Annotated in this window: 17 protein-coding genes; 11 read left to right on the top strand and 6 right to left on the bottom strand. The window is 72.5% G+C overall.

What is annotated here, in order from left to right; translation table 11 throughout:
- The first annotated feature begins 1 nt into the window (after nt 1).
- Nucleotides 2-1,471 (top strand): NAD(P)/FAD-dependent oxidoreductase, encoded by a 1,470-nt coding sequence (locus tag HC028_RS13195; RefSeq protein ID WP_168076946.1) that lies wholly within the window; start codon nt 2-4, stop codon nt 1,469-1,471.
- Nucleotides 1,468-2,724, top strand: a complete 1,257-nt coding sequence (locus HC028_RS13190; RefSeq protein WP_168076944.1) for an NAD(P)/FAD-dependent oxidoreductase — start codon at nt 1,468-1,470, stop codon at nt 2,722-2,724. The genes HC028_RS13195 and HC028_RS13190 overlap by 4 nt, the downstream gene beginning before the upstream one ends.
- Here the strand turns inward: HC028_RS13190 and HC028_RS13185 are convergent, their stop codons facing one another.
- From HC028_RS13185 to HC028_RS13160, 5 genes are read right to left on the bottom strand one after another with little or no spacing between them, the layout of a single operon-like run.
- Entirely contained in the window at nt 2,725-3,654 is a 930-nt protein-coding gene (locus HC028_RS13185) for a cation diffusion facilitator family transporter (protein WP_168076942.1), read from the bottom strand.
- Nucleotides 3,651-4,832 carry a type III PLP-dependent enzyme gene (locus HC028_RS13180; RefSeq protein WP_239075670.1) on the bottom strand — a complete coding sequence of 394 codons (1,182 nt, stop codon included), beginning with the start codon at nt 4,830-4,832 and terminating at the stop codon, nt 3,651-3,653. Before HC028_RS13180 ends, HC028_RS13185 begins: the two co-directional genes overlap by 4 nt.
- A complete protein-coding gene (locus tag HC028_RS27555; protein WP_239075671.1) occupies nt 4,829-7,711 on the bottom strand; it encodes an IucA/IucC family protein in 2,883 nt (960 codons plus the stop codon). Before HC028_RS27555 ends, HC028_RS13180 begins: the two co-directional genes overlap by 4 nt.
- The gene (locus HC028_RS13165; protein ID WP_168076940.1) at nt 7,708-9,360 is read right to left on the bottom strand and encodes an IucA/IucC family protein; all 1,653 of its coding nucleotides are present in this window, start codon (nt 9,358-9,360) and stop codon (nt 7,708-7,710) included. Before HC028_RS13165 ends, HC028_RS27555 begins: the two co-directional genes overlap by 4 nt.
- The gene (locus tag HC028_RS13160) at nt 9,357-10,553 is read right to left on the bottom strand and encodes an ATP-grasp domain-containing protein (protein ID WP_205861361.1); all 1,197 of its coding nucleotides are present in this window, start codon (nt 10,551-10,553) and stop codon (nt 9,357-9,359) included. The genes HC028_RS13165 and HC028_RS13160 overlap by 4 nt, the downstream gene beginning before the upstream one ends.
- 207 nt (nt 10,554-10,760) lie before the next feature.
- Here HC028_RS13160 and HC028_RS13155 point away from each other — a divergent pair, with 207 nt between their 5' ends.
- The 7 genes from HC028_RS13155 to HC028_RS13125 all read left to right on the top strand — a co-directional run bounded on the left by HC028_RS13155 (nt 10,761) and on the right by HC028_RS13125 (nt 19,097).
- Nucleotides 10,761-11,720: a FecCD family ABC transporter permease gene (locus HC028_RS13155; RefSeq protein WP_203981529.1), complete on the top strand. Its 960-nt coding sequence runs from the start codon at nt 10,761-10,763 to the stop codon at nt 11,718-11,720.
- On the top strand, nt 11,717-12,787 hold the full coding sequence (locus HC028_RS13150) for a FecCD family ABC transporter permease (protein ID WP_239075672.1): 1,071 nt from the start codon (nt 11,717-11,719) through the stop codon (nt 12,785-12,787). The genes HC028_RS13155 and HC028_RS13150 overlap by 4 nt, the downstream gene beginning before the upstream one ends.
- 1 nt (nt 12,788) lies before the next feature.
- Entirely contained in the window at nt 12,789-13,598 is an 810-nt protein-coding gene (locus HC028_RS13145) for an ABC transporter ATP-binding protein (protein ID WP_168076936.1), read from the top strand.
- Nucleotides 13,595-14,554, top strand: a complete 960-nt coding sequence (locus HC028_RS13140; RefSeq protein WP_168076934.1) for an ABC transporter substrate-binding protein — start codon at nt 13,595-13,597, stop codon at nt 14,552-14,554. Before HC028_RS13145 ends, HC028_RS13140 begins: the two co-directional genes overlap by 4 nt.
- A 115-nt stretch (nt 14,555-14,669) precedes the next feature.
- Complete coding sequence (locus tag HC028_RS13135; protein ID WP_168076932.1) at nt 14,670-16,370, top strand: AMP-binding protein; 1,701 nt, start codon at nt 14,670-14,672, stop codon at nt 16,368-16,370.
- An 88-nt stretch (nt 16,371-16,458) separates the two neighbouring features.
- Nucleotides 16,459-17,427: a phosphotriesterase family protein gene (locus HC028_RS13130; RefSeq protein ID WP_168076930.1), complete on the top strand. Its 969-nt coding sequence runs from the start codon at nt 16,459-16,461 to the stop codon at nt 17,425-17,427.
- A 5-nt stretch (nt 17,428-17,432) separates the two neighbouring features.
- Nucleotides 17,433-19,097 carry an AMP-binding protein gene (locus HC028_RS13125; protein WP_168076928.1) on the top strand — a complete coding sequence of 555 codons (1,665 nt, stop codon included), beginning with the start codon at nt 17,433-17,435 and terminating at the stop codon, nt 19,095-19,097.
- Here HC028_RS13125 and HC028_RS13120 read toward each other — a convergent pair.
- Complete coding sequence (locus HC028_RS13120; RefSeq protein WP_168077023.1) at nt 19,029-19,667, bottom strand: QsdR family transcriptional regulator; 639 nt, start codon at nt 19,665-19,667, stop codon at nt 19,029-19,031. The genes HC028_RS13125 and HC028_RS13120 overlap by 69 nt on opposite strands.
- 106 nt (nt 19,668-19,773) lie before the next feature.
- Between HC028_RS13120 and HC028_RS13115 the strand changes: the two genes are divergently transcribed.
- Nucleotides 19,774-20,637: an alpha/beta fold hydrolase gene (locus HC028_RS13115; RefSeq protein WP_168076925.1), complete on the top strand. Its 864-nt coding sequence runs from the start codon at nt 19,774-19,776 to the stop codon at nt 20,635-20,637.
- Nucleotides 20,594-21,217 carry a hypothetical protein gene (locus tag HC028_RS13110; protein WP_168076923.1) on the top strand — a complete coding sequence of 208 codons (624 nt, stop codon included), beginning with the start codon at nt 20,594-20,596 and terminating at the stop codon, nt 21,215-21,217. Before HC028_RS13115 ends, HC028_RS13110 begins: the two co-directional genes overlap by 44 nt.
- The last annotated feature ends 30 nt before the right edge of the window (nt 21,218-21,247 follow it).

The following is a 21,247-nucleotide window of genomic DNA, read 5'->3' as shown; positions in this document are numbered from 1 at the left end:
CATGAGCCACCCGGAGGCCACCGGGTCAGCCAACAACGCCGGGCCATCCAACAACGCCGGGTCAGGAAACAGCGCCGGGTCGACCAGCCAGCCATTCGACGTCGCCGTCGTCGGCGGCGGCATCGTCGGCGCCGCGATCGCCCGCGAACTGGCCGGCTACGAACTGTCCATCGCCCTGGTCGAGGCCCGCGACGACGTCGGCGACGGCACCAGCAAAGCCAACACGGCGATCCTGCACACCGGCTTCGACGCCAAGCCGGGCACCCTGGAGTCGCGCCTGGTCCGCCGGGGCTATCACCTGCTGGGCGAGTACGCGAAGCGGACCGGAATCCCGGTGGAGCGCACCGGGGCCCTGCTGGTCGCCTGGACCCCCGAGGAGTTCGACGCGCTGCCGAGCCTCGCGGAGAAGGCCCGGGCCAACGGGTACGAGCACTGCGAGATCGTCGACGCCGCCGAGGTGTACCGGCAGGTGGCCGCACTCGGCGAGGGCGCGCTCGGCGGTCTCACCGTCCCGGACGAGTCGATCATCTGCACGTGGACCACCAACCTGGCCCTCGCAACCGACGCGGTCGGCCGTGGCGTGCGCCTGCTGCGCAACCACCGGGTCGAGGCGGTCACCGTCGCCGAGGACGCGACGACGCTGCACACCTCGGCCGGTGACGTACCGGCGCGCTGGGTGGTCAACGCCGCCGGGCTCGGCGCCGACGTGCTCGACCGGTTGTTCGGCCACGACCGGTTCACGGTCACGCCCCGGCGTGGCGAGCTGCTCGTCTACGACAAGCTGGCCCGACCGATGATCGACAAGATCGTGCTGCCGGTACCGAGCAAGGTCGGCAAGGGCGTCCTGATCAGCCCGACGATCTACGGCAACGTCATGCTCGGCCCGACCGCCGAGGACCTCACCGACCGGACGGCCACCGGCACCTCCGAAGGCGGCTTCGAGTTCCTGCTCGACAAGGGCCGGCGCCTGATGCCGCGGCTGCTGGCGGAGGAGGTGACGGCCAGCTACGCCGGGCTGCGCGCGGCCATCGACCACGGCGACTTCCTCATCCAGGCCGACCCGACCCAGCGGTACCTGCTCGTCGGCGGCATCCGCTCGACCGGCCTGACCTCCGGTATGGCGATCGGCGAGTACGTCCGGGACCTGATCGCCGAGGCGGGCCTGACGCTCGTCCCGAAGGCCGAACTTCCCGACCCGCCCCGGATGCCCAACCTGGGCGAGGCGTTCCCCCGCCCGTACCAGCGGGCCGACCTCATCGCGGCCGACCCCGCGTACGGCAGCGTGGTGTGCTTCTGCGAGCGGGTCACCGCCGGCGAGATCCGCGACGCGTGCCGGTCGGTGATCCCGCCGGCGAGTCTGGAGGGCCTGCGCCGCCGCACCCGCGCCATGAACGGCCGCTGCCAAGGGTTCTACTGCGGCGCCGAGGTCAGCGACCTGTTCACGAACTCCCGCAACGAGGCGACCCGATGACCGACCCCAGCCTGCCCGTCCGCACGCCCGACGTCCTCATCATCGGCGGCGGCCCGGCCGGCCTCACCGCGGCCCGCACGCTCGCCCCCAAGGTTCCGGGGCAGGTCCTCGTCCTCGACCGGGAGAAGACCGCCGGTGGCATCCCCCGGCACAGCGACCACACCGGGTACGGCCTGCGCGACCTTCGCCGCGTGATGAGCGGCCCGGCCTACGCCAGGCACCTCGTCACCGCCGCCGAGCGGGCCGGAGCGACCATCCGGACCGAGGCCACCGTCACCGACTGGGTCGACGACCACACCGTCGAGGTCACCACCCCGCAAGGGCGCCTGCGCGTCCACGCGCCGGCGATCATCCTGGCGACCGGAGCCCGCGAACGGCCGCGCCCCGCCCGCCTCATCCCCGGCGACCGGCCGCGCGGCGTCTACACCACCGGGCACCTGCAGAACCTCGTCCACCTCCACCACGCGAAGGTCGGCAGGAAGGCCGTCGTCGTCGGCGGTGAACTGGTCAGCTGGTCGGCGGTCCTGACGCTGCGCGAAGCCGGTTGCCGGACCGTTCTGATGACGACGCGGTACGCGTCACCGGAGTCGTACGCGGCGTTCAACCTCCCGGGCCGGACCGTCCTGGGCGTACCGGTCGCCACCCGGACGCGGGTCACGCGGATCATCGGCCACGGCCGGCTGCAGGCCGTCGAGTTCGAGAACGTCGACACCGGGCAGCGGCGCACGGTCGAGTGCGACACACTCGTCCTCACCGGGGACTGGATCCCGGATCACGAGTTGGCCCGGTGGGCCGACCTCGACATCGATCCCGGCACAAGAGGTCCGGTCGTGGACACCGCCCTGCGCACCAGCCGCGCCGGTGTGTTCGCCATCGGCAATCTCGTGCACGCCGTCGACACCGCCGATGTCGCGGCCCTCGACGGGGCGCACGTGGCCGACCAGGTCCTCGCCTGGCTCGCCGACCCCAAGCCGCCGGCGGGCGGTGTGCGGATCGCCGCCGACGAGCCGTTCCGCTGGGTGGCGCCGAACCTGCTGCGCCCCGGCGATCCGGCGCCGGCCCGGCGACGCCTGCTGCTGTGGACCGACGAGCTCGTGCGGGTACCGCACGTCGCCGTGCGCCAGGGCGGAACGGTCCTCGCCCAAAGGCGGTTGCCCTGGCCGGCGTCGCCCGGCCGCGTCTTCCGCGTCCCGTCGTCCCTGCTTCGCGACGTCGACCCGAGCGACGGCGACGTGCACGTTGGGCTCGTGTAACTACGCGTGTCCCGGACGTTCGTGGTCGACGTGGCTGCCGGGCTCCAGCTGGAACGTGGAGTGCTCGACGTCGAAGTGCCCTGCGATACACCCCTGCAGGGCGTCGAGCAGTTGCGGAGCATGCCCGTCGTGGAAGCAACTGTCGTCGACCACCACGTGCGCGGTGAGGATCGGCAGGCCCGAGGTGATGGTGTAGACGTGCAGGTCGTGTACGCCCCGGACGTGGTCGAGCTCGAGGACGTGGGCGCGGATCTCGTCCAGGTCGATGCCGGCCGGGACGGCTTCGAGCAGGACGTTGACGGCGCTGCGCAGCAGTTGCAGGGCGCGGGGCGCGATGATCAGGCCGATGAGGACGGACACGATGGCGTCGGCACGGGTGAATCCGGTCGTCGCGATGACGGCGGCGGCGACGAGCACGCCGACCGAGGCGGCGGTGTCGGTGGCGACCTCCAGGAACGCTCCACGCAGGTTGAGGCTGGCCTCGCGGCCCCGGTACAGCAGGGCCATCCCGACGATGTTGCCGATCAGGCCGATGATCGCGAACAGCGCCATCCCGCCGGCCTCGACGCCGGACGGGTGGAACAGCCGCCGCACCCCTTCGACCAGCACGTAGATGCCCATGCCGGCGAGGACGAGCCCGTTGGCGGCGGCGGCGAGGATCTCCGCGCGGGCCCAGCCGAACGTACGCCGGCCGGTGGCGGGCCGGGCGGCCAGCAGCGCGGCGCCGAGCGCCAGCGCGACCCCGCCCGCGTCGCCGAGGACGTGGCCGGCGTCGGCGAGCAGCGCGAGGCTGCCGGACAGGAGGCCGCCCACCACCTGGACCACGAAGATGACGGCGGAGATCACCAGTACGCCGATCAGGGCGTTGCGGTGCTGCCCGGTCGCGGTGACCGGGCCGGGGTGGTGATGGTGTCCGTGCGCTGAACTCACGTTACCGACGGTAGGTGATCTGTCGAGCCGGCAAGATGCCGCACCGCCGGGGGCGGGTGCATGAGGAAATTTTGGTGGCTGATGTTCCAGGCGTACGCGCCGGCCATAGCGAAGACGACCACGTCGCCGATCGCGAGCCGGACCGGGACGCGGCGGGCGAGGACGTCCTTCGGGGTGCACAACTGGCCGACGACGGTGACCGGAGCGCCATCGGCGACCGGAGCCCCGCCACCGGGCAGCGCGACCAACGGCTGGCTGTGGCCCTTGGCGGCCGGGGTACGCAGGTGGTGGGTGCCGCCGGCGACGATCGCGAACCACTCGCCGTGGCTGCGTTTGAGGTCGAGAACGCGGGTGGCGTACCAGCCGGAGTAGGCGGTGACCGCTCGGCCGGGTTCGATCCGCAGGGTGCGGGCCGCCTGGGCGTCGAGCAGCCGACGCAGGGTGGCCCCATACATGACCCAGTCGAACCGGCTGTCCGGCCGGGCGTAGTCGACGGCCATACCGCCACCGATGTTGACCTCCGTGGCGGTGAGGCCAACATCGGCGGCGAAGCGTAGCGCCCACTCAACGATCGTCCGGGCGACGACTCCCGCGCCGGCTGCGTCGAGGCCGCTGGCCAGGTGCGCGTGTACCCCACGCAACCGCACGCCGGACAAGTCAGGTATCCGCCGGGCGCAGTCGTCGGCGTCGGCCGGGTCCATGCCGAAGGGCGACGGACGCCCGCCCATCATCAGGGCCGCGCCACCAGGAGCAGAGACCGGTAGGTTCACCCGCAGCAACACGTCCGCGACGCGGCCGGCCGCCCGGGCGAGCCCGTCGAGCCGGTGCAGTTCCCACGGGCTCTCGACGTGGAACCGGCGCACCCCGGCGGCGAGCGCCTCCGCGATCTCAGCGTCGGTCTTGCCCGGCCCGCCGAACGCCGCGGCCGGTGTGCCGGGCAGCGTACGAGCCAGGTGGGCCAGTTCGCCGCCGCTCGCGACCTCGATACCGCCGGTGTGCCGGGCGACGATGCCGAGCAGCGCGGGATCGGGGTTGGCCTTCATCGCGTACAAAAGCTCGACCTGCGACGGCAGGGCGGCCCGGATCGCCGCGACGTGGGCGTCGAGGTGGCCCAGGTCGTACAGGTACGTCGGGCCGTCGACGGCGAGAGCTTCGGCGCGGACCGCCGAGGTGATCACTGGACCTCCAGCGGGACGCCGAGCGGGTTCGGGAACGGGACGTACCCGGAGTGCCGGTCGGCGCGGCGTTCCCAGCGCACCAGCAGGTTGGCCTTGGCCGGCAGCGGCACGCCGGCCAGCAGCGCCCGCAGCGGTGGCGGGGTGCCGAGGTCGGCCGCGGTGGCGGCGACCACCTCCCCGGTGACATCCCAGAGCAGCGGCTCGATGCCCGGTCGGGCGTCGGCCAGGGCACCGGCCAGCTCGACCAGGTGGTTGACGAACAGGCAGTACGCGACCCGATGCCAGGCGCGTTCCGGGTCGTACCCGACGGCGGCTGCCACCTCCGGCGGTAGGGCGGCGAGGGTAGCCGCGTGCCGGTCGGTGACGAGCTTGGTGCCTTCCAGGTCACGCAGCAGCACGCGGACCGGCCAGCCGTCGGGGTCGACGACGACGAGGACGTTCTGCAGATGCGGTTCGAGCACCACGCCATGCTCGGCCCAGAGCCGCAGCACCGTGGGTACGAGCAGCTCCAGGTACGCGCGCCACCAGCCGGCCGGGTCGGCGTCGCCCAGCACCGCGCCGATCCCGGTGTGCGGGTCGGCGGTGGCCAACGCGCCTGCCAGCAGGGGTACCTGACCGGGCCGCAGGTGGGCGCCCAGACCGGTACGCACGATGACGCCGAGCGCCTCCGCCCCATCAGTACCGAGGTTGACGGTGCGGTATGCCGGCTCGGGCAGCAGCGCGAACCGCTCCCCCAGGTCCGCGGCGCACCGGGCGGCCACCGGCGCGAGCAGCCGGGTCAGGTGTACCGCGCCGGGCAGTTCATAGCGCGCGTTCTTGCGCAGGCAGTTGGTGATCCGGACGTGCAGGCTGGTCTTGACGAAGACGTCGGCCTCGGGTGAATACAGGGTCCGCACGCTCGCGGTGGGCACCACGGGCGGGCCGGCCTCGCCGAGGTCGACCAGGGTGCCGTCGGCCAGCGCCCGGGCGACCCGGGGCGCGATCTCGGCCCGGGCCAGCATCCGCCACTGCCACGGGTGGACCGGCAGCGCGACGTACCCGGACGGCGCGTCAGGCGGGGCGAGCCGCAGGTGCGCGGAGAAACCGGTGCCGTCGACGCTGTCCTCGTCGATGAGTTCCCGCGGCGCGCCGACCCACCGCAGCGGGAATGCGGTGCGCAACTCCGGCGCGTAGCTGTCCCAGGCGTCCGCGTCGCCGGTACGCCACTTCGGCGCGGGGTGGCGCGGGTGGCCGTACACGAGGGCCTGTTCGGACGCGACGTAGCGGGCGGCTGCCGGGTCGGCGATGCGGTGCGGGTCGCCGGCTGGCCGGTGGCGCAGTACCCGCGCCAGGGCATCCCGGCTGGCGGTGACCTGGTCGACAAACTCCTCGTTCGGAACTCCGGTGCGCAGCTCGAGTTCGGCGGCGACGAGGGCGGCGAGCGCCGGCGTGTCGATCACCTGCCAACCGGACGCGGTGAGCCGGTGCACCGGGCCGGTGAAGCGGTGCGCGCCGACGGTAGAGCGGCGGGCGACCGCGACCCGGAGCAGCGCGCCCTGCCGTGGCAGGCGGACCATCAGCCGGTCGTCGTCGGTGAGCGCGAGCTGGCCCTCCGGGCCGGCGAGCTCGCGGGTGAGACAGCCGAGCAGGGTGTGGCTGGCGGCCTCGTCGGCCGTGGTGCGGCGTCCATCCACTGTGGGCAAAGGTGTCATCGAGAGCTCCTGAACAGTACGGGTTCGCAACAGCAGGACGGCGGCGGTGGCGGCGACGGCGGCGCCGGCCACGGCCGGTGCGGCCGGACCGGCAAGCCCGGCGAGCAGGGAGGCGCCCAGACCGGCGGTGACCGCACCCGCCTTGGACCACGCCTCGACGGTGCCGAACAGGAGGCCGGGCCGGGCGGTCGCGGCGGCCCGGGCGGTGAGCAGGCTGAGCGAGACGAGGCCGGCGGTGAGCCCGGCGCCGAGCACCGCCCGGCCGGCGACGAGGACCGGCATCGAGCCGGCGGCCACGGCCACCGGGTGCGCCGCGGCGCCGGCTGCTGCGAGCGCGAACCCGGCGCCGAGGCCGGTCACCGGGCGCTCGCGCAGCAACCGCAGCGCCTGCGCGGCGGCGACCAGGTAGATGACGTGTGGCAGCGCGAACAGGACGCCGCCGGCTGCTGCCGGGGCGCCGGGCGCGACCGCCGAGACCACGGGCAGCAGATACGGGAACGTGACGACGGTGGCCAGGACGAACGCGGCTTCCGCGGCGCACACGAACCGCAGGCTGACTCCGCCAGCAACCGGAGCCGGCGCCCGAGGTGCGGCCGGCGAGCCCGGTTCGGGCAGCAGCAGTGTCAACGCGGTTGCGAGCAGCGGCAGCAGCGCCGCGTACGTGTACAGCCGCTGGGCGGGGACGTGGCCGGCGAGCAGGCCGGCGGCGGTCGGGGCGGCGGCGAGTGCGAGCCGGGCCGACGCCTGCGCGAGCGTCAGCGCCCTGGCCAGCGGCGCACCGGACAGCCCGGTCGCAAGGTAGGCGCCGGTGGCGGCGAACGTCCCGCCGAGCAGCCCCTGCAGGGCGAGCGCGGCGGCCAGTTGCCAGACGCTGCCGGCCTGCCCGGCCAGCCAGAACGCGCACGCGAGGCCGAGTTGGGCGCGGATCAGCAGCCGGCGGCGGCCGAACCGGTCGGCGAGCCGCCCCCACAGCGGCGCGGACACCGCCGTCGCCGCGGTCGGGATCACATACAGGGCACCGGCCCACCGCGCGTGCGGGTCGCCGAGGGCGGGCAGAATCGCCGGGAGGTACGGCGGCAGGCCGAGAGCGGCGAACGCGGCGGTGCAGTGCCCGGCGACCGCCGCGAGGATGTGCCCCCGAGACAGACCAATCGGTGCGGCAGCGGGGCGCTCGTCGACGACGGTCACCGCGGCACACCTGCCAGGTAGTTGGGCCCGGTGCGCCGGTAGTACTTGTTGACGTCGGCGCAGCCCAGCCGCTGCTTGGGCAGCAGGGTTCCCGCGGTCACCATCGCCTTGACCGGCAGCCGTGGGGCTTCCAGGACGCGCTGGACCAGCAGCGTGGCCGCGGCGACGCTGGCCGGATCGGCCGGATCGGTCCACCGGCCGAGCGCGGTCAGCAGCCGTGACCGCAGGGCGGTGGTGGGGTCGACGACGTCGAGACCGCGCTCGCGCAGCGCGTACAGGGGAGCGGCTGCGCATAGGTGCAGCGTGATGGTGGTGAACACGTCCGCCAGCTCGGCCGGGTCGGCCACAGCGATCCGGTGGTCGGCGAAATTGTCCGCGGTGACCGGCTGTCCCAGCGCGGCGGCCAGGCGATCGACGTGGATCCGGGCGCCGTCGTTGTCCTTGTACAGCAGCGACACTCCTCCATCAGTGGCGAGGACGAGGCTGATGTTCTGCTGGTGCGCTTCCAGCGCGACGCCGTACCGCAGCCAGAGCGCGACGTGCCAGTCGATGAGCAGGTCCAGGTACGCGTCGAGGACGCCGGCCGGCAGCCTCCCGGCGAGCGGGCCGCCCGGGCCGTCGGCGGCGAGCGCGGCGACGGGCAGGACGGTCGCGCCGTCGAGGTCCGACGGGTACCGCCGCAGCAGCCAGGCGAGGTTCTCGTCGCCGGCGTGCCCGTACGTGGACTCGTCGGCGTGCCGGATCCGGCCGGTGAAGCGGGGTTCGCGGGTGACGATCGTCTCCAGTAGACGCTGGACGGCCGCCCCGTCGGCGAGCGTGCCGGGCGCGATGGTGCGCCGGTTGCGGGCGCCGAGGGTGGCCGTCGGCAGCGGCAGCTTGAGGTGCGCGGTCGGATCGGCGAGCACCGCGACCGTACGCATGGACAGCGTCGGGGTCACGTCGAGGTACGGCTCGGGCGCCAGTGGAAGGTCCAGCCGGGCGGCGGTCAGCGGGTGTACCGGCAGCAGCGGTCCGGCGTCCTCGGCCAGGCCGACAGTGGCTGGGGCGGGCCACCAGTGCGGTAGCGAACCGACCACCGTCGCACCGGGCACCGCGGCCCACCGGAGCGCGAACCGCGGGGCGAACTCGGGGGCATACGCGCGCAGTTCGTCGTCGGTCAGCCCGTGCCGGCAGCGGCTCGTCGGATGTACGGGGTGATCGGCGTGCGCGGCGATCGCCTCGGCCAGCAGCGCGCCACGCGGGCCGGCCGGCAGCCGGTCGCCGACCTTCCGCCACAGCGCCGCCTCGGCCGTCGCGGCCAGGCGCCGGGCGGCCAGGTCGGCGTGGCACTCGGCCACGAACGCCGCCCAGCCGGCTTCGGCTTCCTCGTCGCCGCGCGGGGTGAGCGCCGCGAGGATGTCCGGCAACCGGTCGAGCGAGACCTCGCCGTAGGGGTCGCGTATCAGCACCAGCGGGGCGGCGACGCGCCGGTCGGCGAGGAACCCGTCCGGGCGGATCGCGAGCAGCAGGCTGGCGCCGGCCGGCACTCCGGGCACCTCCCACCAACCCTCACCCGCCGGGTGGCCACGGCTGCTCAGGCCGAGGTGGTCCTCGCGCAGCAGCGCGTCCAGGACCCGTACGATCACCTGCCGCTCGTACCGATCGGTCACGCGATCACCCACCGGTGCTCGGCGCGGAACCCGGCGATGGCCGCGTCGACGGCGTTCTGGTCGGGTCCGATCGCGTGGATGGCCGCGAGGTAGTCGCGGTTGGTGCCGTACCACGGCGCGGTGGCACCGATCGTCCGCAGTGGACTGCAGGCCAGCCGGACGGCTCCGACCTCGATGTCGATCCGGCCCGGAGCGGAGCGCAGCGTGCCTGCCCGGTCGGCGCAGACGTACTCCACGGCGGCGTGCCGCGGCACGGTTGCCGGATCGGGCAAAGCCAGCGCGGTGACCGGCTCGCCGAGGTGGAGCCGGATGAGGTACTCGAACAGCGGCACGTCCAGCAGTTGCGCCAGGACGAGGTCCATCCGGTCGCCGATCAGCCGGTAGTTGACCTCGATGATGCGCGGCCGGCCGTCGCTGAGGACGAACTCGGTGTGGCAGGCGCCCAGCCCCACGCCGAGCGCGCGCAGCGTCGCCAGCAACGTCTCCCGGACGCCTCCGTCGAGCTCCGGCGCCCAGTCCAGCCGCTGCTCGACGAAGGTCGGCGGGGGTCCGAGCGTGGTCCGCCAGGAGCCGGCGACGGCGAGGCCCGCGGCGTCGCCGAGCGTGTCGAAGGTGTACAGGTCGCCGCTGAGGCACTCCTCCACGATCAGCGCGACGTCCGGGCGCCGGCGGCGGATCTCACCGAGGCGGGCGGCGAGGTCCCCGGCGTCGGCCACGAGGTACGCGTCCTCGCTCGCGACGCCTTCGCGGGGCTTGATCACAGCCGGGTACACCAGGCCGGCCGGCGGCCCCTCCCCCGGCGCGAGCACCGCCGAGGCGACCCGGTCGAGCCCGGCGTCTGCGAGGGCCCGCCGGGTCAGGGCCTTGTCCTTGCAGCGCAGCGCCGCTCGCCAGTCCTTGCCCGCGAGCCCGAGGAAGGACGCCGCCTGCGCGGTGGGCACCTGCAGGTGGTCGCTGTTGCTGAGCAGCGCCGCGGCCGGTCCGTGCCGGTACACGGCGTCGATGAGCTCGCGCGCCTGCCGGACGTCGCAGGCGATGACGGCTTTCGGCGGATGTGGATGGTCGGTGTACGCGGCGACGTGCGCGTCGGGCTGGTCGGTGAGGACGACGACCGGCAGGTCGAACCGTGCGGCGGCCGGTAGGAATCCCTCGGTGACCGCGTCGGTCGGGTTCAGCGCGGCGATATAGAGCAAGATGGACCTCCGATTAGGGTAGGCTTACCTAATACATAGGACGGCGACGGCGTCAAGGCTCGACCGCGCGTAACGGAGATCACCGCATCGCGGGTTGCGAATTTAGGTAAGGCTTACCTTACTGTCAGGACTGTGAACGTGCGAGCCCGAGACGTGGGAAGCCAAGCTGCCGGTCGCCACCGGCGAGCGCTGACCGTCGCGCTGCTGCTGGCCGTCCTCGCGGGGACCGCCGTCGGCAGCGTGGCGATCGGCGCGAAGGCGGTGGCGTTCGGCGACGTGCTGCGCGCCCTCGCCGGCGCCGACGACGGGGACACGCTGGTCGTGTCGTCGCTGCGGCTGCCGCGTACCGCGCTGGGCCTGCTCGTCGGCGTGGCCCTCGGGGTGGGCGGCGCGCTGGCCCAGGAGATCACCCGCAACCCGCTCGCCGACCCCGGACTGCTCGGGATCGGCGCCGGGGCCGCGGTCGCCGTCGCCGCCGGCATCGGGCTGCTCGGCCTGACCTCCCCGTACCAGTACGTGTGGCTCGCGTTCGCCGGCGCGGCGGCCGCCGCCGCCGTGGTGTACGCCCTGGGCGCCACCGGCCGTGGCGGCGCCGGACCGGTCAAGCTGGCCCTCGCCGGCGCCGCCGTCACCGCGCTGCTCGACAGCCTGACGAACCTGTTGGTACTGCTGGACATCCGCACGCTCGACCAGTACCGCTCCTGGGCGGTGGGCTCGCTCGCCGGACGGGATCCCGGCCTGGCCGGCGACCTCGCGCCGTTCGTGCTCGCCGGCCTGCTGCTGGCCCTCGCTCTCGCGCCCCGGCTCAACAGCATCGCCCTCGGCGACGACCTGGCCGCGTCCCTCGGCACCGACGTACGCCGGACGCGGCTGGCCGGCGCCCTCGCCGTCACCGTGCTCACCGGGGCCGCCGTCGCGGCCGCCGGACCGGTCGTGTTCGTCGGCCTGGTGGTGCCGCACCTCGTCCGGATGGTCACCGGGCCGGACGTGCGCTGGCTGCTGCCGTGCAGCGGGCTGGCCGGCGCGGCCCTGATGCTGGGCGCGGACACCCTCGGCCGGGTGGTCGCACCGCCGGGCGAGCTCGAGGCGGGGGTCGTCACCGCCCTCCTCGGCGGGCCCTTTCTGGTGGCCATGGTGAAGCGCGGCAACTTCCGGGAACAGCGGTGACAACGCTTCCGGGCAGACGGCTCGGCGTCCGCATCGGACCGGTCGGGGCCGCCGTACCGCTGCGCCTCGCCGTCGCCGTGGTGGGCACGATGGCCGTCGGGCTCGCCGGATTCCTCGCCTCGCTGACCCTCGGCCAGTTCAGGGTGCCGCTCGGCGACGTGGTCGACGCGCTGCTCGGCCGGGCCAGCGCCGACGCCGTCCTGGTGGTGGTCCAGCTCCGGCTGCCGCGCGCCGTCACGGCGGTGCTGGTGGGCCTGGCGTTCGGGCTGGCCGGTGCGCTGATGCAGGCCGTGGCGCGCAATCCGCTCGCCAGCCCCGACCTGCTCGGCATCAGCGCCGGCGCGGCCGCCGGTGGTGTCACGGCCATCCTCGCCGGTGGCGCCACGGCCGCGGGAGCCAACTCGTACGGCGTCGTGCCGGCCGGCGCCCTGGCCGGAGCGCTGGCTGCGGCTCTCGTCATCTACCGCATGGCCCACCGCGGCCGGGAGGTCTCCGGCTACCGGCTGGTGCTCGTCGGACTGGGCGTGCAGGGCGCGCTGGTGGCGCTCCTGCGCTGGCTGCTGGCCCGGGCCGACATCGATCAGGCGTCGCGGGCCATGGTCTGGCTCACCGGCAGCCTCAACGGGCGCGGGTTCGAGCACGTCTGGTGGGTCGGCGTGGCGCTCGCGGTGCTCACGCCGCCGGTACTGGCGCTGGCCCGGCCGTACGCGCTCCTCCAGTACGACGACGACACCGCCCGGGCGCTCGGCGTACCCGTGGGCCGGAGCCGCGGCGCGCTCCTGCTCGCGGCGGTCGGGCTGACCGCCGTCGCGGCGGCGTCGGCCGGCCCCATCGGCTTCGTCGCCCTCGCCGCGCCGCAGATCGCCCGGCGGCTGGCCGGCACGGCCGGCGTGCCGCTCGTCACGAGCGGGCTGGTCGGCGCGGCGCTGGTGGTGACCGGGGACCTGGTGGCCCGGACCGCGTTCGCGCCGATCGAATTGCCGGTCGGGGTCGTCACCGGCGCGGTGGGCGCGCCGTACCTGCTGTGGCTGCTGGCCCGTACCAACCGGGCCGGGACGGGAGGCTGACATGTCACACGTCCTGCGGGGCGAGAACCTACGCCTGGCGTACGGGCAGCGCACCGTCGCCGACGGCCTGCACCTGAGCGTCCCGACCGGCGAAGTCACGGTCCTGGTCGGCCCCAACGCCTGCGGCAAGTCCACCGCGCTGCGCGCCCTCGCGCGGCTGCTGCGCCCCGCCGCCGGCACCGTCTACTTCGATGGGTCGCAGCTCGCCACGCTCTCCGGCCGGGACCTGGCTCGCCGGCTGGCGCTGCTGCCGCAGACTCCCGTGGCCCCGGACGGCATCACGGTCCGGGACCTGGTCGGCCGGGGACGGACGCCGCATCAGCGCTGGTGGCGGCAGTGGTCGCCGGCCGACGAGGCGGTCGTCGACGACGCGCTCGCCGCCACCGGGCTGGACGACCTCGCCGATAGGTCGATCCAGGAGCTGTCCGGGGGCCAGCGCCAGCGGGCCTGGCTGGCCATGGCCCTCGCCCAGGACACCGAGGTGCTGCTGCTCGACGAGCCGACGACGTACCTGGACCTGGCGTACCAACTCGACGTCCTGGAGCTGGTGGTCGGGCTCAACCGCAGCCGTGGCCGAACGGTGGTCATGGTGCTGCACGACCTCAACCAGGCGGCGCGCTACGCCGACCACCTCATCGCCATGCGTGCCGGTCGGGTCGTCGCCGCCGGCCCGCCCACCGAGGTAGTCACCCCGGACCTGGTCGCCGCGGTCTTCGACCTCGACGCGAAGGTGCTCACCTGCCCCGTCGCCGGCACCCCGCTGGTGGTGCCGGTCGCCCGCCTGACCCCTAGGAATGGAGAAACCGAATGAAAGCATGGACACGCGGTATCGCCGCCGTCACCGCAGCGCTGCTCGCCCTCTGGCTGGCCGCCTGCGGGAGCACCCAGGAAGAGCCATCCGCCGCGAACTCGAGCGCCGGCTTCCCGCGCACCATCCAGCACGACAAGGGCACCACGACGCTGACGAAGAAGCCGGAGCGGATCGTGGCGCTCGACAACAGCCTCGTCGAGGCCGTCGTGCTGCTGGGCCGCCCCGTCGTCGGCGGCGTCGGCAGTTACCGCAACCAGCAGGGCTTCCCCAGCTACCTGGGCGACGCGGTCAAGGACACCAAGGACCTCGGCCCCCTCGACAACCCGAACCTCGAACTGCTGGCCACCCTCAAGCCGGATCTGATCGTCTCGGCGACGGTGCGCCACGACGCGCTCTACGACAAGCTGTCGGCGATCGCGCCGACGGTGTTCGTCAAGACGACCGGTCCGATCTGGAAGGACAACATCCGCCTGCTGGGGCAGGCGCTCGGCGAGGAGACCAGGGCCACCGACACCCTGGCCAAGTACGAGTCCCGGGCCAAGAAGATCGGCGACGCCATCAACGCCAAGCACAACAAGCCCACCATCTCGATCGTGCGCTTCGTCGACGGCCCGACCCGCATCTACCTCAACAAGTCGTTCAGCGGCATCGTGCTCAAGGACGCGGGCCTCGCCCGGCCGGCCAACCAGGACAAGGACGACTTCAACCTGGAGATCAGCGAGGAACAGATCGGCCAGGCCGACGCCGACTACCTGTTCGTCACCGCGTTCACCGGCGGCGAGGACCGCAAGAAGAGGTTCATGGCCAACCCACTGTGGCAGCGCCTCACGGCCGTGCAGAACGGCCACGTGTACTCCGTCGACGACGCGCTGTGGATGACCTCGGTCAGCGTCCAGGGCGCCCACGCCATCCTCGACGACCTGGCCGGGCGGTTCGCGGTGGATCCGGCCAGATAGACGACCACGCGCCGAGGCACATCCACTGAACGTCCGGGAGGGATAGACGAATAGTTGTCGATGGGTGCCTACGCGCTGGTTACCGGGGACGCGCCGCGGGCGATAGGCAGATAACGTGGAAGCGGCTTTCCTATTAAGGACACTCGGTCGGCGCGGGCTCCTCAGACCCAGCCGGCCGGACAAGGTCATCCGTCAGCTGAGCGCATTCCACCGGTGGGGCTTCACCCTCGCCGGTGAGATGCGCTCGGCCGCCGCGCGTGATCCCGACCGCGTCGCGATGATCGATGAGTCCCGCACGGTCACCTACCGGGAGCTCGCGGACCGGACACAGCGGCTGGCCCACGGACTTCGCAGCCGGCTCGGCGTGCGGGCCGGTGACCGGGTGGGGCTGCTGTGCCGCAACTCGATCGCGATGTTCGAGTCGATGCTCGCCGCCAGTACGATCGGCGCGGACACGTTACTGATCAACACCGGACTCGGCCCCGGTCAACTGGAGTCCGTCCTGCACGACCTGACCGTCCGCGTACTCATCCACGACGACGAGTTCTTCGAGCTCCTGGCGGCCGTGCCGCCGACGGTGGCACGGGTCAGCGCCGACGGCGGTGCGCGGCGGGCCAGTCTCACCGTCGCCGGCCTGACCGCCGCCGCCCCCGACGCCGATCTACTGAGGCCGCCGGCACGGCCCGGTCGCGCCATCATTCTCACGTCCGGCACAACGGGCGCGCCGAAGGGCGCGCGCCGGCCGATCCCCGCCGGTTTCGGCCCGCTCGCGGCGCTCATCGGCCGCATTCCGATGCGCGTGCACGAGCGGATGTTCATCGCCGCACCCATGTTCCACACCTGGGGGTACTCCGGCCTGCAGGTCGCGCTCGCACTGCGCGCGACCGTCGTGCTGCGCCGGCGCTTCGAGCCCGCCGAGACGCTCGCCGCCGTCAAGGAACACGACTGCCGGACCCTGCTGGCCGTACCGGTGATGCTGCAACGGCTGCTCGACGCGGTACCGGCAGCGCCGTTCCCATCGCCGCTGAAGGTCGTGGCGACCAGCGGTTCCGCCCTGCCGGCGCCGCTGGTGCCGCGGTTCACGGCCGTCTTCGGCGACGTCCTCTACAACCTGTACGGCTCGACCGAGGCCGGCGCGGCAACGATCGCCGTACCCGCGGAGTTACGGGCCTACCCGACGTGCGCCGGCCGGTCGTCGCCCGGTACGCGCATGCTGATCCTCGACCCGAACGGCAACTCGCTGCCTCCGGGGCACATCGGCCGGATCTTCGTCGGCAGCGAGATGGTCTTCGAGGGGTACACCAACGGCAACACGGTCCGCGAGTCCCGACACGGCCTGATCGATACGGGCGACCTCGGCCACCTCACGCCGGACGGGTTGCTGCACGTGGACGGCCGCGCGGACGACATGGTCATCTCCGGCGGGGAGAATGTGTACCCGTCCGCCGTCGAGAACACCATCGCCGAACTGCCACAGGTCCGCGAGGTGGCCGTCGTCGGCGTCCCCGACGGTGAGTACGGGCAGCGCCTGGCGGCCTGGATCGTGCTCTACCCCCGCGGTTACCTCGACGCCGAGGCCGTCCGCGAGTACGTGCGCCGGACGATGGCCCGGTTCAGCGTTCCGCGCGACGTGTACTTCGTGGCCGAACTGCCACGCAACGCGACGGGCAAGGTCATGCACCGTTACCTGAGCGCCCCGTACCTGAACATGCTTCCCGCCGCGCCGCGGGCACCACTGCCCAGGCAGCCCCGCGCCGGCTCCGGCAGCGTGACGTCCGGTGACGTGACGATGCGCTTGCCGTACATCATGGACTGAACGCGCTGCCGCGGCGCGGCCGCGTGTTGACGCCCGCCTATGCGTGAGACAAACTCATGGCCTGTCTCATCGACCAGCGGAGGCTGCGATGGCAACGGTCCAGACGGTCAGGGGCCCGGTCGACTCGGCCCAACTCGGCAGCGTGCTCATGCATGAGCACGTGTTCGTGCTCAGCGAGGAGATCCGGGAGAACTATCCGGATTACTGGGACGAGGAGGAGCGCATCGCCGACGCGGTGCGCAAACTGACCGAGCTGGCCGCCCGCGGCATCTCCACCATCGTCGATCCCACCGTGATCGGATTGGGTCGCTACATCCCGCGCATCCAGCGGATCAACGAGCAGGTGGACATCAACATCATCGTGGCGACCGGGGTGTACACGTACAACGACGTGCCCCTGCACTTCCACTTCCAGGGGCCCGGCCTGCTGTTCGACACGCCGGAGCCGATGGTCGATCTGTTCGTCCGGGACCTCACCGAGGGCATCGCCGGAACGTCGGTGAAGGCCGCGTTCCTCAAGTGCGCCATCGAGGCCGAGGGGATGACTCCCGGAGTGGAGCGGGTGATGCGGGCGGTCGCCCAGGCACACCGGCAGACCGGGGCGCCCATCACCGTCCACACCAACGTGCACAACCAGTCCGGCCTGCTCGCCCAGAAGCTGCTCGCCGACGAGGGGGTCGACCTGACGAAGGTCGTCATGGGCCACTCCGGGGACAGCACGGACCTGGAGTACCTGACCCGCCTCGCCGACGCGGGATCACTGCTGGGCATGGACCGCTTCGGGCTCGATCTGCTGTTGCCGTTCGAGCAGCGGGTGGACACGATCGCCGAGCTCGCGCGGCGCGGCTACGCCGAGAAGATGGTGCTGTCCCAGGACGCCTCCTGCTTCATCGACTGGTTCCCGCACGAGCTGCGACTGCAGGCGGCGCCGAACTGGAACTACACGCACATCAGCGACGACGTGCTGCCCGCGCTCCAGCAGCGGGGCGTGACCGAGGAACAGATCACGACGATGCTGGTGGACAACCCGCGCCGCTATTTCGACAGCGCCGGTTGAAAATCATGAGCGCCTACGACGAGCGCCCCTGGTTGTCCGGTTACGACGAGGGAATGCCGGCGGAGATGACCCCGGAGTACGCCAGCGCGCTGGAGATGTTCCGGGCGGCCGCGCGACGGTCTCCGGACGCTCCGGTGCTGAAGTACTTCGACGGCCGCATCACCATGGCCGAGCTCGACGAGGTCTCCGACGCCTTCGCAGCGGCCCTGCTGGCCCGCGGTTTCGCAGCCGGCGACCGGCTCGCGCTGTTCCTGCAGAACGTGCCGCAGTTCGTCATCGCCACGGTCGCCGCGTGGAAGGCCGGCGGCATCGTGGTGCCGATCAACCCGATGTACCGGGAACGCGAGCTTGCCACCGTGCTCACCGACTGCGGCGCGAAAGCCGTGGTGTGCCTCGAGAACGGCCACCCGGTGGTGTCAGCGGCCGTGCCGGGCACCGCGGCCGAACTGGTCGTCAGCACCTCGGAGCTGGAGTACCAGACCCGCAACGATCCCCGGATCTTCAGTTCACCGCCCCGGGTCCGGCCCGACGGCACGCTCGACATGGCCACCCTGATCGCCGAGCATCGCGGCGGAAGGCCACCCGAGGTGCGGCTCCAGCCGGACGACATCGCGTTCCTGCCCTACACCTCCGGCACCACCGGCCCACCCAAGGGCTCGATGAACACCCACCGCAACGTCGTGTTCAACGCCCAGGTGTACCGGGACTGGATGCGCCTCGGGCCGAACGACACGGTCTACGGAGTCGCCCCGCTGTTTCACATCACCGGACTGATCGGCCACCTCTCGCTGGCGCTGCTGCTGCCCGCGCCCCTGGTGCTGACGTACCGGTTCGAACCACTGGTTGCTGCGGAGGCGATCCAGGAGCACCAGGCCACGTTCACCATCGGCGCGATCACCGTCTTCATCGCCTGGACCAACACCGCTCAGGTGTGCAAAGAGGACCTTTCCAGCCTGCGGGTCGTCTACTCCGGCGGCGCTCCCCTGCCGAACGCCGCGGTGGAGGCATTCGAGAAGAAGTTCGGCCACTACATCCACAACGGCTACGGACTCACCGAGACCACCAGCCCGTCACACGCGGTGCCGTTGACGAAGACCGCACCGGTCGACCCGGATTCCGGCGCGGTCTCGGTGGGCGTACCGGCGCCCAGCACGGTGGTGCGCGTGGTCGGCGAGGACGGCCGGGACCTGCCGCCGGGCGAGATCGGCGAGATCGTCACCGAAGGGCCACAGGTCGCCGCCGGGTACTGGAACAACCCCGAGGAGACGGCGAACGCCATGCCCGGCGGCCGGTTCCACACCGGCGACGTCGGCTTCATGGACGAACAAGGCTGGTTCTACCTGGTCGACCGCAAGAAGGACCAGATCAACGCGGCCGGCTACAAGGTGTGGCCACGGGAGGTCGAGGACGTGCTCTACGAGCACCCCGCGGTGCGGGAGGCCGCGGTGGTCGGCGTCGCCGACCGGTACCGCGGGGAGACGGTGAAGGCGTTCGTCAGCTTCAAGCCAGGCGCGTCCGCGACGGAGGAAGAGGTCATCGAATTCTGCCGCCAACGCTTGGCCGCGTACAAGTACCCGCGCCAGGTCGAGATCCTCGACGACCTACCCAAGACCGTCACCGGGAAGATTCTCCGGCGGGAGCTGCGCCCCGGCGGTGCCGTCAACCAGTAGGGCGATCACCTCCAGAGCGGTGTCGATTCGGGGCTGCTCATGGCCGAGCAGGTGCGCGTACATGAACGAGTCCGCGATGCGCACGATCGCCTGCGCCATCACGTCGGCGTCGACGCGTAGCTGGAGGTGCCCGGCCTCGGCCTCCTCCCGGAGCACGTCGGCGAGGATCTCGGTGGAGCGCTGCTCGATCGGCCCGGGAGCGGTCGCGACCCGGATGTAGAGCACCGGGTCGCGGGCGATGAAGAGCTTGAGCGGCTCGGTGGCCAGCACCGCGTGCATGAACCGGTCGAGCACCGCGAGCACCCGGGCAGGGCCGCGCTCGCGTACGCCCGCTGCCGCCTCCCGGTAGGTACGCTCGGCCCGCTCCGCCAGGACCAGTCCCACCAGCCGATCGTGGTTGCCGACCCGGCGGTACAGGGTGGCCCTGCTCATGCCGAGCTCAACAGCCAGTTCCGACATGTCGATCGGTTCGCCACGCAGGTAGTGGCGAGTGGCGGCGCGGATCACCTCGTCCGCGCTCGGCACCGGCCTCGCCCGCGCCGCGCGGTCGGCGGCGCCCCCCTCGTCCATGCTCACTTGCCCATTGTCACCATCGGCCAACCCGGCCTTGCCAGCCCGGCAAACAGCGAAACAAAATTGATGTCCGCCTCATTGGTTCGACGGTCTGGAGGCACCGGTGCCCACTGCAACGGTCAACGGAACGACCCTGTCCTACGACGACACCGGCCCGCGCAACGGCGTCGCACTGGTCTTCAGCCACTCGCTATTCTTCAATCGCAGCATGTTCCGGCATCAGGTCGAGCGCTTCGCCGCCGACTACCGGGTGATCGTGTACGACCACCGCGGCCAGGGCGACAGCGCACCGGCATCCTTGGGCTTGCTGGACATGGACACCCTCACCGAGGACGCGGCGGCACTCATCGAGCACCTCGACCTGGGGCCCTGCCACTTCCTCGGCAACTCGATGGGCGGGTTCGTCGCCCTGCGTCTGGCCGCCCGGCGGCCCGACCTGCTGCGCTCGGCCGTCGCCCTGGGCTCCTCCGCTGAGTCCGAGCACAAGCTCGCGGAGTTCGCCCCGCTGGTCGAGCACATGCAGCGACACGGCACCGCGGAGGTCATCGACGCGCTCATGTACATCATGCTCGGCGACGCCACCTTGACCGACCCGGCAAAGGAGGAGCTGCGCCGGGAGTGGCGCGCGTACATGCTGAGCCTGCCACCCGCGATCGGGGATGCCGCGTACGGCGTGATTCACCGCAAGAGCGTCGTCGACGAACTCGCCGCCGCGACCGTGCCGGTGCTCGCCATCGCGGGGGCCGAGGATCACGCCTATCCACCGCCGCTGTCGTCCCAGCTCATCGCCGACGTGGTCGCCACGGCCCGGCACGTCACCGTGCCGCAGGCCGGTCACTCGGTTGCGCTGGAACAGCCCGAAGCCGTCAACGACCACCTCGCGCGGCACTTCGCCACCGTGGACGAAGACCGAACACGCGCGTGTGCGCGACAACCACGATCGCGGCCAGGGCGAAGGCTGCGGTGAGCACGACCGCAGGGCGACGGACCCGGAACCGGATCAGGCCGGCGGGGCCGTACCGGCGGGGCCGCTGGGCGTGGTCTCCGTTGCGGTCGGCGTGGTGGGCGTCGTCGTCGTGACGTCCGGCGGCGGCGACTGGGTCTGGGGCTGGGACTGGGCCGGAGCCGGCGGCGTGGGCGTCGGGAGCGGGGTCGGTGCCTGGGTGGTACGCCGGGGCTGGCGCGGCGCGGTGTACGTCGACGGCGCCTGCGGGCGGCGGACGGGCACGGACGGCCGGGGCACGACCCTGGCGAGCGCGTCCGGCGCGGCGGAGGCGGACGCGGCGGGGCTCGGCTGCGCCGAAGCGGACGGGCTTGCCGACGCCGGCGCCGGGTCACTCGGGAGCGCATTGCTGGGGGCGGGGACGGGCTGGGGCCCGGGCATCGCGACCGCGTCGGGGATGAAGCTGGCAGCGGCGACGCTGCCCGCCAGCACGCCGGCGGCAAGCAGCGCCACGGTATACCGGCGGCGTCCGGGCCTGCGGTGCAGCCCAGCGGGCATATGCGTATCCCCCCACCCACGGACCGACAGCCCGCCACAGATCTGAAGATTTCAGATCATTTTGCCCGCCGTATCA

Origin of the sequence: Planosporangium flavigriseum (assembly GCF_011947225.1) — a bacterium.
Lineage (GTDB): Bacteria > Actinomycetota > Actinomycetes > Mycobacteriales > Micromonosporaceae > Planosporangium > Planosporangium flavigriseum.
This window is presented reverse-complemented; position numbering and strand designations above follow the sequence as displayed.